Genomic DNA, 14,627 nt, shown 5'->3' with positions numbered 1-14,627 from the left:
GGTGAACTCACGGTTGGCCCCCACCGTGTTCGATCACGAAACGCTGAGCCGCAGGGGGCAGCGAGTCCCAGTGACCGCCGAAGGAAAAGGACTCTCGCTCGGCAGCCTCGAAGACCTCCGTGATGGCAGACGCGACCCGTGCGTCCACCGAGTTGGGAAAGAGGAGCGTACGAGCATGGGCATCCGTCGCGACCAGCACGAACGCTGGGTCGGCCCGGTACTGATGCATCGCGGACGACGCCGGATAGCCACCCCCATGGTACGAGCCTTCGGCGCGGGCGATCAGGCAGTAGAGCACATCGAACTGGCAGAGCGAGTTGAACAGAACGTCGTCGTGCGCTAGTTCCTTGGCGTCCGGCAGACCGGCATCGGGAACATCAGGACGCATCGCGGGCCGTTCCGATGCCAGAGACCTCGCAGCGGAGATCATCATTCCCTTACGATCCTTGAGGAGAAGGTTGGCCCTGCTTGCGTTGACTTGGCCGTGGCGAATCCACGACGAGTACACGTAGCCGTCGTCCTGCGGGGGGTACTGGCGGAGAACGAGATTGTGGACGGTCGACCACGCACCAAGTCGCACGGCCAGACTCCCCAGCACGTACACCCGTGTGATCGTGGCCAGTCGCTCCGATGCCTCCTGAAAGTCCAAGCGGGCGTAGAGGGCGAACAGCGCGTCGACGGCTTGGTGTGCTTGCTCGTAGCGTTCGAAGTAGAGACACTGCGCCGCGAGAATGGTGATCTTGTCCAACACGTTCGTCAGGGCAAGCGGATCGCCAGAGCGGTGGGACCCCTGTCTTAGGAATTGCTTCAGGCGAACGTCCTTGTTCGCTTCGAGGTTCGACACGACCGCCTCAACGAATGCTTCGTCGGACATTTCCCACGAAAGCGGCACAGCCACAGGCCCATTGGCGTCTCGCAGGGCGCGTGCCAAGTCGGTCAGGAGCGAGTCGATCTCGACTCGGCTCTCGGCGCGAAGGCGGCGGTCGCGTTCGCTCAGCAGGTCATGCCAGTGCGCATGCCGTAGTGGCGAGTTCTTTGCCCCCTCACGCACGAGCATGTCGCCCTCTCGAAACACAATCACGTCCTTGCCTCTGTCGCTTCGGTACTGGCCCAGAGTGCTCATCGGCACCGGGAGGCCATCGCGATGATGCGGCAGATAGATGAGGACGACTTCATGGCCGTCAACCTCGTGGAACTGAGCGACCACGTGGACCTCGCCCTCGATGTGCTTGCGAATGAGATCGCCAAGTCGAGCGCCGTCGAAGAGCGCCCGATCACGCAGGGACCCGAGCGGAAGGGCCAGCGAGCCGCCCTCTTGCGCCCCCACGATGATGTACCCGCCTGGCGGACGGTTGGCCATGGAAACCGCGTCCTTCACGAACTCCAACTTGTCCTTGTTGGACGTGAGGTCGAGAGCGGACTTGAACTCCAGGTGGGTTTGCTCGGGCTCCAGCAGGAGTTCCCGTAGTTTCTCCAGGTCCGTTCGGCCATCTACGACGATCACAGTCTCACTCCGGCTTCGTGCTCACGAGCAGGCCGTTCCATGAGCCCCCGGCCTGCTTGATGTCGGTCTCGGTGGCGAACAGGTACCGCCACTTGCCGAAGTCGCCATCGTCGCGCACCGCCCGCGCCCAGGTCTCGGCAGCCTTCTTCTTGCGCAGAACCGAGTCGTCCTTGGCGTGATCGTCGGCCTTGCCCTCGATCAGCCAGCAGGTCCCATCCTTGTCGAGTGCGATGAAGTCGGGGAAGTAGTAGCCGTCCGTGGTGCGGATGAACGCCTGACCGTTGGTGTAGATGCGCACCCACCACTGGATGTTCGGATCGCGGTCCATGAGCAGGGCCAACTGCCACTCCGTGGTCCCGGCGTCGAAGGTGGCCATCGGCATGACGTTCTTCTTCCAGCCGACGTACTGGAGGCCCTTCTTGAACTTGGTGACGTTGTGGGCCAGTGGGGCGTCCGGCTCCACCGTGACGGGCTCCAGTGGCAGCGTGATGCCGATGAACTCGAACGACTCCTGCCGGGGCCGGTTGGTGATCTTGTCCCGGATCATCGACCGCATGCCCTCCACGGCCTGCTGACGGCGCTTGGTGCCCCACTCAGCGGTCGCGTCGTCGCTGGTGACGCCTGCGCCCTTCAGGAACGCCTTCACCAGGCGCTTCGCGGCGTTCTTGGACGCCTTCTCGGACGGAACTTCCGGCTGCTGCATGATCGCGGCGGTCAGTTCCTCCTGCACCACGTCCAGGCCGGCCAAGGTCTGTTGGGCCTCCGCCGTTCCCTGCGGGGTGCTGATGATCTGCACCTGATCGCCCGTCCGCTTGGCCTCCAGCGCGTCACGGAAGATGAAGGTGGGCACCTCCTTGATGAAGGCCACCCCTGCCTTCTCGGCGTCGCCGTCCGGGATGTCGGACAGAGAGAAGGGCGAGTGCACCAGGCGAGACTCGCGCCTGGGGAAGATGATCTGCGGAGCACCATCGACGCGGTACTGCGGCTCGGGGACCTTGGTCTCCACCCGCTGCTCGGTCTCCTCGAAAATCAGACCTGGATTCGGCTGGTAGTCCTCGTCCTGAGCGGACTCGTCCTCCTCCAGTTCGAAGAGGGTCCACTGGCCGGGGGCGGGAGTCCGGGTGCTGCTGCCTCCGGCACCACCGACCTGCCCTGGCTCGGGTGAACCCGTACCGGGGTCTACGGGGACGGGCTGGTTCGGGTCGACCTCGGCGCTGGTGGCGAAGCCCTGATCGTCCACCTCCACCGCCGTCGATGGGAGTTGGATTCGCTGTCGGAGCACGTCCTTCTGCGAGAGCAACTGCTGGTAGGAGTCGTGTGCCACGAGGTCGACCTGGTCGACATCCGCGATGCCAGTGCGCTGTCCGAAGGGCAGCCGCAGGCCACGGCCAAGAATCTGCTCGGTCAGGGTCTGGGAGGCCAGCCTCCGCAAGGCCACGATGACCGCGATGTTCTTCACGTCCCAGCCCTCGCGGAGCATGTTCACGCTCACGATGGCGCGGATCGGAGAGTCCGGCTCCTCGACCTTCGACAGCGCCTCCAGGGCCTCGTCGGAGGACTGAGAGGTGATCTCCAGCACCTGAGAACCGTCACCGATCATGCCCGGCTGGGCGAGCAACTGACCGACCTCGGTGGCGTGCTCGATGGTCTGGCACACCACGAACAGCACGGGCTTGACCGCAGGAGCATCAGGGCTGGTCTGGCGATAGACCTCGTAGGACTTCTCCTTGTGACCGAGCAACTGGCAGGCGTCCTGCAACTGCGTCCGCTCGTCCTTCGTGCCGTCCTTGCGGTAGACGATGACCGGGACCTTCACGTGCCCGTCAGCGATGGCCTCACCTAGGGTGTACTGGAAGATCACCTTGGCGTAGTCAGCCTTGTCGGGAGTGGCAGTCAGGCCGACCAGGGCGACCGGCCCCAGGTCGCGGATGGCTGCCGAGAATGCCTTTGCCTTCTCCCGGTAGACGTGGTGCTCATCCGCGATGACGAAGAGGTCGTCGGCATTGGTCAGGTGCGAGTAGAGGGCGTCCCCGAGGTTCTCGTCCTCATCACGGACCTTCCGGCTCACCTTGTCGGTGGGACGGATCAACTGCTGCACGTTGAAGACGAACACCTTCATCCTCTTGGGGTCACGTAGCACCGACCCGACGTTCGCCGCCTGGAAGTTGTCCGGGGTGACGATGAAGGGGGCGATGTCGGCCCCGGCGACGTACTTGTGCGAAGCGGCATCGAAGTTCGCCAACGTCTTGCGCTGGATCGTGGAGCCGGGCGTCACCACCAGGACGTGCCGAACGCCCTGCTGCGCCAGATACTCGATCAGCGACGACATCAGGAACGTTTTGCCGACGCCCGTGGCGAGGTCCGCGACCATCTCCTGAAGACCCGAGCCGCCGTCAGCGATCTTCTGCACCACAGCGGACAGTGCGTTCTTGTTCGGGTCGCGTAGGTCGAACCGCGCAGCGATTTCCTCGATCAGCGCCTCGTCGTAGGTGATCTCCAACGCCATCTCAGTTCACCGTCCCCTTCGGGAACATGTCCTCGGGTGCCTTCTTCACGCGGGACCCCGGCGACAACTCCTGAAGGAGTTGGGCTGCCTCGGGCAGCACTCCCTTGGCGACGATCACAGCCTTCTCCTTCTCGCCCAAGTGCTCCACCACCGTTCGCACGACGTTCTGGTCGGCCACCCCGTCGATCACCGCGAGTCGTTGTCGGTTGCGCGCCCCGCAGAACACAGGGTCGTCGGGCGTGAGGGTGAACTTCAACTGACCTGCGATGGCCTTCGACCACGCACCGTTCGTGGCCTCCGGGGACAAGTACACCGAGCCGTCCTCGTCGTCCACCTCGTACATCGAAGGCCCCATCTTGGCGACGGTGAATCCTCCGCCACCTTCCCAGAGCACGGTCTTCTCATCGCGGGTCTTGGTGGCACCTCGAAGGGCCTTTATCGTTTCAGCGTCGAGGCCATCCGTGGCCTTGACCACCTTGGACAGATACGTGTTGAACTTTTGGGCTTCCTCCGGCGTCATGCCGCCCGGTAGTTCCTCGGTGGCCACGCGCTCCACCCTTGTAGTGACTCCGCCCGGGTCATGCCCGGCCACGACCTTCGAGAGCCGAGGAATGATGAACCCTCCCGCCGTTGCCTCCTGCAACTCAACGGTCACCCACCGCCGCCCCATCTTGTGAGCCACTGAGGCGGTTGTGCCCGAGCCTGCAAAGCAGTCGAGCACTAGGTCACCCGGATCAGAGGCGATTGTCAGCACTCTCTCCAGCAGCCTTTCGGGCTTCGGTGTGGCGAAAGGCTGCACTCCTGGAAACATCGCCATGATTTCGTGTTTCGCTTCGTCATTGTGTCCGACTTCCGAGTGCGGCCACCACGTATTCGGAACGATGCTCGGGGCTTCGTCAAGGTACTGCTTCACTCTGGGGACGCCCTTTCCGTTCGAGCCCCAGTAGATTCTCTGCTCCGCCTCCAAAGCCGAGAAACTCTCCGCATTGGTGCGCCAACAACGCCCTGCCGGAGGTGTGAAAACAAGCCCCGAAGGAGAAGTGATCTCGTAGGAGAGGTTCGGACGCACATTCGGAGCGGTGAATGAGATGGACCGCCATGGACCGCGAGAGTCGCCGTCGGGGTTGGAGTAGCCTGCGGCACCTGAGAAGGGCAGTTTGTTCCGCCAACCCTTAAACCGAGCCGCGTTGGTGGCGTAGACGAGAAGATGGTCATGAGAGACGCTCACGGCAGCATCATTTGATCGAGAGTGCCGCCGCTGCCATTCGATCTGTGCCACGAAGTTGTCGGCCCCGAACTCTTCGTCCATGAGCACTCGCATTCGGTGCACCTCGGCGTCATCAAGGTGCACCCACACGGAAGCGTCCTCGGCCAAGAGCGGCTTGATGTCCCGAATGCGGTCTCGCATCATCGTCAACCAGATGCTGTGCTCCAACTGGTCCGCGTAGTGCTCGAAGGTCTGCTCGGTGTTGAAGGGCGGGTCGATGTAGACCAACTTGACCTGGCCCAGGTACTTGTCGGCGTACTCGGGGATCGTGCCGAGAGAGCGTAGGGCGTCGCCCGAGTCTCCGATGATGAGCAGGTTCTCGTTGGCCCCAGTCGGTCCGTCGACCTCTCCGACCCGCTCCACGACCTCGATGGACTTCACCTCGCGGGCACGCGGGTCGCTCGGGTCGACCCATGCGTAGTCGTACTTGCCGTCCTCGACGGGGATGAGCGCGCTGTCCTTACCCATCCATGTGAGTTCGAGGCGTCCTCTCGGCTTACGTTGCATGACCTGCCTTCGGTTGGAGTCTGGAGTCGAGACAAGCGTACGAGCGGGGACGGACATCATCCGGGACGACACGGGTACTGCAAGCCGGTCGCCACAGGGGGCGGCAGCGCTCACCCGGCCTTGCGCAGTCGTCTCCGCCGCCACTCAAGCCCGTCCTCATGCCCCGCCACGATCACGCTCGTGGGGTCCGCCTGGTGGAGGAGGTTGCGGATCGCTGCCGCTTGCTCTGCGTGTCTCGTGAGCCACTCGGTCACGAAGTTGCAGTTGGCGAGGCGTCGGTCTGCCACCCAGGCCGAGACGAAGTAGAGGGCCTCCTGGGCCGACGCACCGGACCCCACCATCCATGCTTGGAGACCTTGCTGTGCCTCTCGCTGACGAGAACTCGACCACTCACGAAGCGCGCGTCGGTCCAGGCTGCGCTTCACGAGCGCCAAGACCGATTCGGCGTCAGTCACCTCGCTCCACGCTGGTGCGGGCGGCTCGGCGGCGGCGGAGTCGCCGCAAGAGGGAAGGGGGTCGGCTTGCGAGAGGTCTGCTTGAGGACAGGTCCCCTTGTGAGAGGAAGTCTCCTTGTAGGGGTGTAGGTCACCTGCACCCCGGCTTTCCGTTCTACGTTGGGCGTGTCGCTCGCGCGCGTGCGCCTGTGCCTGCGAAGCCCTCAAAGGCGGTCGGTGCTCGACCGGGCCCCAGAGATGGAGGAGGGACTCGGCCCAGATCATCGACATGCTCATCTTCGGCGTCTTCCGCCGCGATCTGCGCATCCAGAGCCGCGAGCCAGTCAGCGTGCCCGGCGGGTTCACCCGCCCTCGACTTACTTTGAGAAGGCACCGATGCTCACTTGATGGTGTTCCCCGTGATCACCGCACGGTTGGGGTCCCAGTGCACGGCGACTTCGCCGGCCATGATCCCAATGGGAGCGGACTCGCCCGTTGACAGGGGCTCGGTGGTGACCTTGCCATCAGGAGCCACCGTCACGAAAGAGGTGTCGGAGCCGCCTGCCCCGGCTGTCCCGTAGGCGATGCCCGAGTCGTTCACCGCAGTGAGCGCGACATCCTTCTGGCCCGCTCCGCCACCGAAGCACTGGGCGTGCCCTTGCCCGTCCAGCCTCATGGGGCCGATCACCTCGTGCTTGCCATCCGGGCTGGACGAGAAGACGGCCTGTCCGACCGGCTCACATGAAGGCTGGGCGACAACCTTCCCGTTGGCCGCATCGAGCACCAGGATTTTCACGGTCACTGGGTCCATCGCCGTACGACCTGGAGCAACCCATCGGCCAACTAGCAGGCGATGGGCGTCACCCGCGATAAGTGATGCCGAGGTGAAGGCGGAGGACGGCGCGGTGGAAACCGAAGTCCACCCGGGCCCGGCGAAGCCAGCGGAAGAGGGCGGCGTTCCGCCATCGGCCTTGCTCTCCCAAGTGCTGATTACGGCGGAGCCCACCGTCGCCCCACCATCGGTTGCCCTGGGCTGCCCGCCGACTGAAGTGCTCGCAGGCAGGGTCCGAGTTGAGCCGTCAGCGAGAACGGCCACCACGCCTTTGCCATCAGGCAGGGCGAAGGTGAGGCCAACTGCTGAAGGCTTCGGCGCGTCGCTGCTCGTGCCGGGGATCACGAGAGTCTTGATGACGTGGCCGTCCGCAACGTCGATCAAGGTCACTCGCGTCTCGTAGCGGTCCTGGCTGAGGCCGGAGCCTGCCGCCTTACCGCCATCAACGACCGCGACAGTCTCGACATCGGCGAGCCGCAGGAACGGGTAGGCCGCGCCATCCTTGATCTGTGCATCGCCCGCGAAGGCGGGGAACTGCGCTGACCAGGCCAACTTGCCCGTCGCGTCAACCGCTTTCACAGACGCGCCGTCGAGGTAGATAACTCGTTGCGCTGTGACGACCGGTCGTTTCTGCTGGCTCGATGCGGGCAGTTGAACTCCCCACGAGGGAGCGCCGAAGGCCGATGCGACCGGAAGGGTGACAGTGGGTGTCGAAGCGGTCGACGCAGCCGGGGTTGGGGCATCCGTGCTTGCCGGAGCGCCCTGCCCAGAACAGCCTGCGAGCGTGAGGATGGCAGCCACGGCGGTGACGATGGGAGCGGGGCGGCGGGATTCCGCGTGGCGCGACATCGGTCAGTCGTCCTCAGCCACAGGGATGAAGAACGAGCCCAGCCACAGGTTGACTTGAACGGGATCAGCACCCCGCATGAGGTCATGAGCGGCCTGCTGGCGAGCTTCCCAGTAGCGGCGGAACTCGGCGAGGACGACGCCCTCGCTGCGCCGGTTGTTCTCGCGCATGCCGCGGACGATCCAGATCAGGAGCCCAGGCAGCCAGCCCGCCAGGAGGGCCCCGCCAAGGCCAACGCCGAGACTGCCCACTATGGCTAGCCCGGGGGGAGTGTTGGGGTCGTGCGCTGAGAGCCCGGCGACGAGGAACGGCAAGGCCACCAAGACCGCCGTCAACGCGGCCCCCATGAGCCAGGACTGGAGGAAGAGCACCGGCTTGGAGCGGGCAGCACGGCCCGTCAAGGGGAGCGCAGGTGGGACATCCGCCACGCGGCCATGGCGGGCGATGTAGTCGATGTCTGCCTCGATCTGGGCGTTCATGATGCGGCCTGCTCGGTCGTAGGCGCGCGCCTCACCGACCTGCCCGGCGACCCACGTGGCCGCGCCCACGCCGATGCTGGCCTTCGTTGATCCCTGCATGACCTCACCCCGATCCGGCCCTTGGTCGGGCCTCAACTTGACGGTCCCCATACTTCGGTTCAGGTCCCTTAGTGAAGCATCTTGAACCAGAAAGTACAAGTCCCTGTACTGCGCCGAGGTGGCCCAGAACGCTTGGCTGGCACCGTGATTGGCGAAGTGCGAGAGCCCGACCTCTCCCAACTCCGGGCCATTTTCAACGACTTACGAGCGAAGAGCGGCATGAGTTTCGATGACCTCGCTAGCGCGAGCGGCCTGACGAGGGGGACCCTGCTCAATATCAGCAGCGGGCGCTACAACGGCGATCTGCGCACGTGGCTCATGCTGGCGCGGGCGTGGGGAGTCTCGCTCGATGAGGTGCTCGCTCCGGTGTGGGGGAGTGAGCGGGACAGTCCGGTCAAGCGGCGTTCGCGCTAGCGTCGGTGCGCGAGAGACCAACGCGAGAGAGGCCGGCCACCCATCTCATGCCCACTCCCACCCACGGCGCGAACGACGATCACGACCGCGACGCGTTCGACGCCGCTACGCAGGCGCACTTCCAGGGCGATCCTCTGCCGTGGGCCGTGTACTTGCTCATCGATCCGACGAGACCGCCGACAAGCCATCCCGGGGGCGAGGTCTTCTACGTCGGCATTGCACTCTCGGGCCGACATTTCCAAGACCTGGGTGCGCCCGAAGCCCTACCCGACCGGGAGGTTGACGCCCGCGAGAGGGTGAAGGCGATCATGGACGCGGGGCAAACCCCTCTGGTGGAGGTCCTCGCCAACGCGCTGACCGACCGGGGCCGCGAGGATAGAGCGGAAGCCGCGCGAGATGCACTCATCCTCACCCTCAACCCCCCAGTGCTCAACGCCCGGATGGCCTCCTGCTTCGAGCGCTGGGACGGGCGCACCGCCTCGCGCCTTCAGAGCGCGCCCGCAGCGCGTGCGCCCGATGACGTCCAGGTCTTGGTGGCTGAAGTCACCGAGCCGGGCCAGTTTGGCACGGTCCAGGGGCTCCTCGACGCCTCGGCGGACGCGCTGTTCGAGACGTTCTCCAGTTGGCCCAGGTCACAGGTACATAAGGCATCGGCCCTGAATCGGGCTGCCTCCGAGGCGAGAGTGCTTTGGCTTCTCGTTGCGGGGACCACCCTGTTTCCGGGCCTTGTCCCACCGGGCCTGATCCTCGGCGCCAGACTCCTCGGCGAGGCTGAAGACAAGGGACCTGGAACGCTGCTACTCGCGGGCTTGACCGGACCGGAGTCGGATGCCCTCCAGCGGTTGCTGGTCGGCGCGGTGATCCCGATACCCGCCTCACCAGCCGAAGGTCGGCACGCCCTCTACTGGTTCGACCGGACGCTCTACGACGAATCTTGAGAGCCTGAGCACGTTGTACTGAGTGTCCTCAGGCAGCCGATCCACAAGCGCAGCGTCTCGAATGAGGTCAGATAAGTCGGTCACCATGGCCCACACTCTGTTCACGGCCCGCCACGCCTCCGTGTCCCTCTCGCCAGGCAGGATGCGAGTGACCTCACCCTCGACCAAGAAACGGCGCTGCCGCCCGGGCACGCCAGGATCACAGACGAGATCGAGGAACGATCTCCGGGTCAGTAGACGAGCCATCCGCACCGTCTCCGGGTATATGAGAAGAGGAGGAGAGGGGTAAGTCACTCGGCTGGCACGCTCCTCGAATGTCGCCCGCGAGATTCCGACTATGGCGCACTCTTCGGCAAGCCGCATGACCGGGCTTTCGACCACGACACCGCGAGGGACGAGGACCCGACGTAGATGCCGTTCGGCAGCGAGGGCCTCAGGAAACGCCTGCAAGGAAATCTGCTTTCCGTCCAGCCAGCGCTTGTGGCGAACGCACACCCATCCCCATTCTGGACGCTTGCCCGTTGAGCGGACCCCCGCAGAACACTGGATACACGCGGGCCGGTCGATCACCCAGTTGCCCGCGACGATCTCCGGGGCGGTGAAGGCCGTCTCATAGAGGGCCCCCAGTTCGCGCCACGCCTGGAGACGCTGGGGATGAGCCCGCGCCTTCGACGTGGTGAGGAGACCGGACTCCCGCAGGGCTGTTTCGATGTCCTCGACGCTGCTGCGGTTACGGGCGGCTGCCCGAGGCGCGTACGACCCGATGCCCTCGCCTCCAATCAGGCGCGTAGGCTGCGGCAACGGCTGAATAGGCACCTACGCCGATGCTTTCCGGGCTGTTGTCGCCTTCCTTGTCGCTCCGAGTTCGGCTCGGTAGTCCGGGAGGATCGACTTCAGTGCCTTCTGGTCGAGATGCTCGTTGCCGTCGATGATGGCCGCGACCAACCCTTTGCGTAAGAGTGTCCGCAACGACCCGATGACACCTCCGGTCACGGCATGAAGCCACGCGGCCTCTTCCATGAGGGTGCCGACCTCGTGTTCGACCAAAGGGAACTCACGCTCGAAAAGGGCGATCACCTTGTCCCACTCCTTTCGGTGCGCCTCTGATCCGATGGAGTAGGGCTGCATCTGCACCATCGTCGTCCGCCCCTGCATCTGGGCTCCCATCGCGCCGCCGAGGAAGTCGCTTCGTGGGAGATCAACGCCGACGTAGAGGAAGGTGGCGGGCACCCTCTCGGAGAACGACTTCAGGGCAGACGCGGCCTCCATGCCAGCCTGTGCTCGCGTCCGCAGGTGTTGTACCTCGTCCAGGATCACCATGCTGGTCTGGAGTTCGTGCAAAGTGTCGACCACACGGTCCATCACTTGGTCCGTGGTTGCTCTGGACCGCACCGGCATTCCGAGAGTTGAAGCGAATCGAACCATCAGACCCTTGGGTGAGGTCTGGGGCGGCGTGCTGACGTAGAGCACGGGAACGAGCGACTTGTCGCCCTCGCGGGCGCGCTTGGCTCGCTCTCGGCGCTCGTGAGTCCGGCCCAGATACATCGCGGCAGTGCTCTTGCCAAGCGTTTGGCTTCCCGAGATGGCCAGCGACTGCCGAGCGGTGAACTGCGGACCCCGATTCATCCCAGTGATGATCCGCGCCTCACGGATCAGTCGCTCCAAGTCCGGCGTCGGCAGGACGATGGGTGCGTTGACGAACGCGATTCGAGAGTCGTCGTATTGTTCACGGAGCAGGGGAGTGAGCGCATCGCGCTCCTTGACGGTGAGCACATGGGGCCGATCAGCCTGGTAGCTCACGAAGTCACGCCAGGCCGCGAGAGTGTCTGGTGTCCAAGTGGTTTCAGTCATCTCAACCCTTAGAGCAGACGGTCCGGAAGATCAGGAAGGACGGGCTTCCTCTTCGGTTGCGCCTGCGGTTCGTGACACGTCTTCTCCTCAGCAGGTTCGACCACGACGGCGAGGTCCGGCACGGTCGCCTCCGTCCTTCTACGGGCTGCGCGACGCTCTTGCCCGGTCACGCCGACCCCGCTCTGGATGCGGATGATCTCCTCCAGTACCTTGTGCTGAGGTGCCGTCTCGTCCCGACGCGCCACGGCCTTCCGCGCGGCTTCCAGCACCGCGCTGGAGAAGGGTGCGAGGGTTTTGTCATCGAGTTGCCAGCGCGCCTCGATCCACCGTCCCTTCAGGTGGTCACGGACAAAGAGCACGTTCATCCGGGCGGGGTCGTAGCGAACCTCCCAGCCATCCTTAGCTCTTCCACCGAGGCCCGACCTTTGGCCACGGAGTGGATGCAGGTCGGCATCGTCGTACACGATGCCCGCGAAGTTCACGCCGTACGGCTGAATGGAGCGAAAGTCCGTCGGCAGCAGACCGATGTAGTCCTCGCGCGTAAGAGACACTGCCGGGGTCGGGGCCACACCTGAAAGTGCGGCGTACATCTCGTTGGGGGAGAGAGCCTTTCGGGGCATCGCAGGAACGGTGAGGCCCTTGCGAGGTGTGTTCTGCCAATGCTGGACCAGCCAGGAATCGAGGATGCTCTGCAACTGGCTGAGGGTCCAGTAAGCCTCCGCGCTCGGGTCTTCGCCACGGCGGTTGACACTGCGGCCCACGTACCCCCGCAGGTACTGAATGAGCCCGTCGTGAACGGCTCCGAACTGGCGCTCAACGTGCGGCTTTGCCGTGGGGGTGCCTGGGGGAGCGGGGATCACGCTGATCTGGAGGCGTTCGCAGGCCAGTTGGAAGACCGAGCCGGTGTAGACCTTGCCTCGGTCGATGGTGATGGTCTCCGGATAGATGAGCGGACGGGCGGCGATGGCCGTCCGTAGTGTCTCATCCGGCTCGATCATGTCGGCGGGCAGCACCGAGCGGGAGAGCGCTAGTTCCTCGTTCCAGCCCGGTTGCATCGGCAGGGGGATCAGAGAACGGGCCAGCACAAGGGCGGCAACGTCGATGCCCTTGGTCGCCTCCGGGAACAGGACTGCTGCGGTGGGAGTCATCGTCGCCACGTCGATCATCGTCGTGAGTTCGGGCCGTCCCGTGGTTCCGTCGGGGAACACGACCATCAGGTCCAACTTGGTGCTGTCGATCTCCACGAGTTCGCCCGGGCGCAGGGGAGCGCGCCGTCCGTACGTTCGGTCAGGCCGGTTGGCCTGAGTCCGGCGCAGCGTCGCGTCCCCGAAGGGGTGCGTGCGCTGCTCCGCATTGATGAGGCGGTACATGGTGTTCCGCGAAGGGAAGTCGATCCCCAAGTCTCCTGCGCGCACCATGACCCGCGTGATGACTCTGGTGCGGGTCCCGGTGCTCACCTTCTCCTGGGCCGCGATCTCCTCACGAATCAGGCTGAGCAGACGTGGGTCTTGATCACGCCCAGGCTTGCGCTGGCGGCGCTTTCGACCGTCGACAAGGGCGACCACCCCGTGCTTGCGGTACGCCGACACATATCGGCGCAGGCTCCGGGCCGACAGCGGGCGATCCGTTCCCGCTAGTTCGTCGGCTTTCGCCGCGATCCGCTCTAGCAGCGGAACAGAGGGGTCGTACCGGGGGTTCGGGTCGATCTCTGCACCGTTGAGTACCGCCAGGGGAGGAGTGCCATGGACGATCTCGTGGACGTGTCGGTAGAGCCAGAGTGTTTCCTCGCGGGTCTGGTCGTCCAGCGTCTCCAGCACGGCCACGTCGTCTAGAACGGGCAGGCGGTCAGGCGTATCCGGCTCGTACGAGTCATCCGCGAGCAGTTCGGCGACGCCGACATGTCGAATCCGGTTGGTAGTCAGAGATTTCAGCGCGAGGCGAGCGCCGTCCTGAGCGATGACCTGGTACGAGTCACCATCGTACGAAATGAAGTCGAAGAGCCGGACTGACTTCATGCAGGCACCGCTGATGGGACCCACACCGGAGACGCCAGGTCAAGCGGGGCGTCGAGGTCGACGGTAAGAACACTGTTCCAGAGCAGATGAAGGACGTTGCCGTGGACGACAGGCCGGGGTCGTCCCGTGGCTCGCACGGCGCGGCGAACTCCGGCCTCCAAGGAGGTCTCAGGTGTGAACGCATCCAGGAGCGCTGGCACGTCCTCGGCACCAGGGGAGTAACGGTCCTGGCGGAACCCGCACAGGAACGTGAGGTTGGACAGGCGCGGCTCGGGCAGGCCGGTGAAGACCTCGTAGCGCCATCCCACCTCTTCACACACCTCGCGAGTCATGGCGAACTGCTGCTCGCTGGCGTGCGCCTTGTCCGGACGCTTCACGTCCACCACCAGGCCGTCGCCGGTGCTGAGACGGCAGAAGTAGTCGGGCACGTGGCCCCGGTGTCCCTTGGTGCCCTTGGGCCACTTCAGAATGAAGGGCTGCCAGGCGAAAGCGAGGATCGACGGGTCAGAGTCCGCTGCCATGAGGTACTCGCGCTCCAGGAAGGACTCGTGGTGAACGAAGCCCCTGGTGGTCGATGCCCAGTAGTCGCCCTCGTAGACGTTCTTGCCCTTCCACGAGGGCACTGAGCGCGCGGGCATCGTGTGCTCGAAAGAAACAATCGCTAGATCGGTGCTGATCACTGTCGACACGCTGTCGCCGCTCGCGTCGCGGTACTCGATGACAGTCCGGTCGATGGCGTTGAAGTACGTCGGCTGCGAGCGTCCACTCACCGATCCACCTCCTGCTGTGGCCAAGAGTCGTAAGACACGAGGCCGTTACTATAGCAGGCAACCTTTGGTAGGGAAGTGGCCAGGTTTCAGGGGAGTAAACAGGAACGCCACCACGTTCGCTGAGGTCTGACTGCGCAACGTTACATAATGTCGCTTATCGGTGT

The 14,627-nt window shown here is 64.6% G+C and carries 13 protein-coding genes; 3 read left to right on the top strand and 10 right to left on the bottom strand.

The window, feature by feature from the left end; all coding sequences use genetic code 11:
• Positions 1-7: 7 nt before the first annotated feature.
• The 5 genes from ABD209_RS06420 to ABD209_RS06400 all read right to left on the bottom strand — a co-directional run bounded on the left by ABD209_RS06420 (position 8) and on the right by ABD209_RS06400 (position 7,020).
• Positions 8-1,504 (bottom strand): AlbA family DNA-binding domain-containing protein, encoded by a 1,497-nt coding sequence (locus ABD209_RS06420; RefSeq protein ID WP_344063747.1) that lies wholly within the window; start codon positions 1,502-1,504, stop codon positions 8-10.
• 4 nt (positions 1,505-1,508) lie between these two features.
• On the bottom strand, positions 1,509-4,010 hold the full coding sequence (locus ABD209_RS06415; RefSeq protein ID WP_344063744.1) for a DEAD/DEAH box helicase: 2,502 nt from the start codon (positions 4,008-4,010) through the stop codon (positions 1,509-1,511).
• A 1-nt stretch (position 4,011) separates the two neighbouring features.
• Positions 4,012-5,745 (bottom strand): site-specific DNA-methyltransferase, encoded by a 1,734-nt coding sequence (locus tag ABD209_RS06410; protein ID WP_344063741.1) that lies wholly within the window; start codon positions 5,743-5,745, stop codon positions 4,012-4,014.
• Between the two features lie 149 nt (positions 5,746-5,894).
• Entirely contained in the window at positions 5,895-6,239 is a 345-nt protein-coding gene (locus ABD209_RS06405) for a hypothetical protein (RefSeq protein WP_344063739.1), read from the bottom strand.
• Between the two features lie 379 nt (positions 6,240-6,618).
• On the bottom strand, positions 6,619-7,020 hold the full coding sequence (locus tag ABD209_RS06400; protein WP_344063737.1) for a hypothetical protein: 402 nt from the start codon (positions 7,018-7,020) through the stop codon (positions 6,619-6,621).
• Positions 7,021-7,410: 390 nt separating this feature from the next.
• Between ABD209_RS06400 and ABD209_RS06395 the strand changes: the two genes are divergently transcribed.
• Entirely contained in the window at positions 7,411-7,593 is a 183-nt protein-coding gene (locus ABD209_RS06395) for a hypothetical protein (protein ID WP_344063734.1), read from the top strand.
• A 309-nt stretch (positions 7,594-7,902) separates the two neighbouring features.
• Here the strand turns inward: ABD209_RS06395 and ABD209_RS06390 are convergent, their stop codons facing one another.
• Entirely contained in the window at positions 7,903-8,475 is a 573-nt protein-coding gene (locus tag ABD209_RS06390; protein WP_344063731.1) for a hypothetical protein, read from the bottom strand.
• A gap of 219 nt (positions 8,476-8,694) precedes the next feature.
• Between ABD209_RS06390 and ABD209_RS06385 the strand changes: the two genes are divergently transcribed.
• Entirely contained in the window at positions 8,695-8,889 is a 195-nt protein-coding gene (locus ABD209_RS06385) for an XRE family transcriptional regulator (RefSeq protein ID WP_344063728.1), read from the top strand.
• 47 nt (positions 8,890-8,936) lie between these two features.
• On the top strand, positions 8,937-9,827 hold the full coding sequence (locus tag ABD209_RS06380) for a GIY-YIG nuclease family protein (protein ID WP_344063725.1): 891 nt from the start codon (positions 8,937-8,939) through the stop codon (positions 9,825-9,827).
• Here the strand turns inward: ABD209_RS06380 and ABD209_RS06375 are convergent.
• The 4 genes from ABD209_RS06375 to ABD209_RS06360 are packed head-to-tail and all read right to left on the bottom strand — an operon-like array spanning position 9,765 to position 14,463.
• Complete coding sequence (locus tag ABD209_RS06375; protein ID WP_344063722.1) at positions 9,765-10,643, bottom strand: hypothetical protein; 879 nt, start codon at positions 10,641-10,643, stop codon at positions 9,765-9,767. The two genes, ABD209_RS06380 and ABD209_RS06375, sit on opposite strands and share 63 nt — an antisense overlap.
• Positions 10,644-11,678 carry a TniB family NTP-binding protein gene (locus ABD209_RS06370; protein ID WP_344063720.1) on the bottom strand — a complete coding sequence of 345 codons (1,035 nt, stop codon included), beginning with the start codon at positions 11,676-11,678 and terminating at the stop codon, positions 10,644-10,646.
• A gap of 8 nt (positions 11,679-11,686) precedes the next feature.
• Positions 11,687-13,693: a Mu transposase C-terminal domain-containing protein gene (locus tag ABD209_RS06365; RefSeq protein WP_344063717.1), complete on the bottom strand. Its 2,007-nt coding sequence runs from the start codon at positions 13,691-13,693 to the stop codon at positions 11,687-11,689.
• The gene (locus ABD209_RS06360; protein WP_344063714.1) at positions 13,690-14,463 is read right to left on the bottom strand and encodes a TnsA-like heteromeric transposase endonuclease subunit; all 774 of its coding nucleotides are present in this window, start codon (positions 14,461-14,463) and stop codon (positions 13,690-13,692) included. The genes ABD209_RS06365 and ABD209_RS06360 overlap by 4 nt, the downstream gene beginning before the upstream one ends.
• Positions 14,464-14,627: the final 164 nt, after the last annotated feature.

This window comes from Nostocoides vanveenii, assembly GCF_039531165.1.
GTDB lineage: Bacteria > Actinomycetota > Actinomycetes > Actinomycetales > Dermatophilaceae > Nostocoides_A > Nostocoides_A vanveenii.
The sequence above is the reverse complement of the archived record's forward strand: the minus strand, read 5'-3'. Positions and strand labels throughout refer to the sequence as shown.

What these genes read in the sequence shown, in the direction of transcription:
- ABD209_RS06410 (WP_344063741.1), bottom strand. Translation starts at nt 5,745, where the DNA reads ATGGGTAAGGACAGCGCGCTCATCCCCGTCGAGGACGGCAAGTACGAC.
- ABD209_RS06390 (WP_344063731.1), bottom strand. Translation starts at nt 8,475, where the DNA reads ATGCAGGGATCAACGAAGGCCAGCATCGGCGTGGGCGCGGCCACGTGG.
- ABD209_RS06380 (WP_344063725.1), top strand. Translation starts at nt 8,937, where the DNA reads ATGCCCACTCCCACCCACGGCGCGAACGACGATCACGACCGCGACGCG.
- ABD209_RS06415 (WP_344063744.1), bottom strand. Translation starts at nt 4,010, where the DNA reads ATGGCGTTGGAGATCACCTACGACGAGGCGCTGATCGAGGAAATCGCT.
- ABD209_RS06370 (WP_344063720.1), bottom strand. Translation starts at nt 11,678, where the DNA reads ATGACTGAAACCACTTGGACACCAGACACTCTCGCGGCCTGGCGTGAC.
- ABD209_RS06365 (WP_344063717.1), bottom strand. Translation starts at nt 13,693, where the DNA reads ATGAAGTCAGTCCGGCTCTTCGACTTCATTTCGTACGATGGTGACTCG.
- ABD209_RS06385 (WP_344063728.1), top strand. Translation starts at nt 8,695, where the DNA reads ATGAGTTTCGATGACCTCGCTAGCGCGAGCGGCCTGACGAGGGGGACC.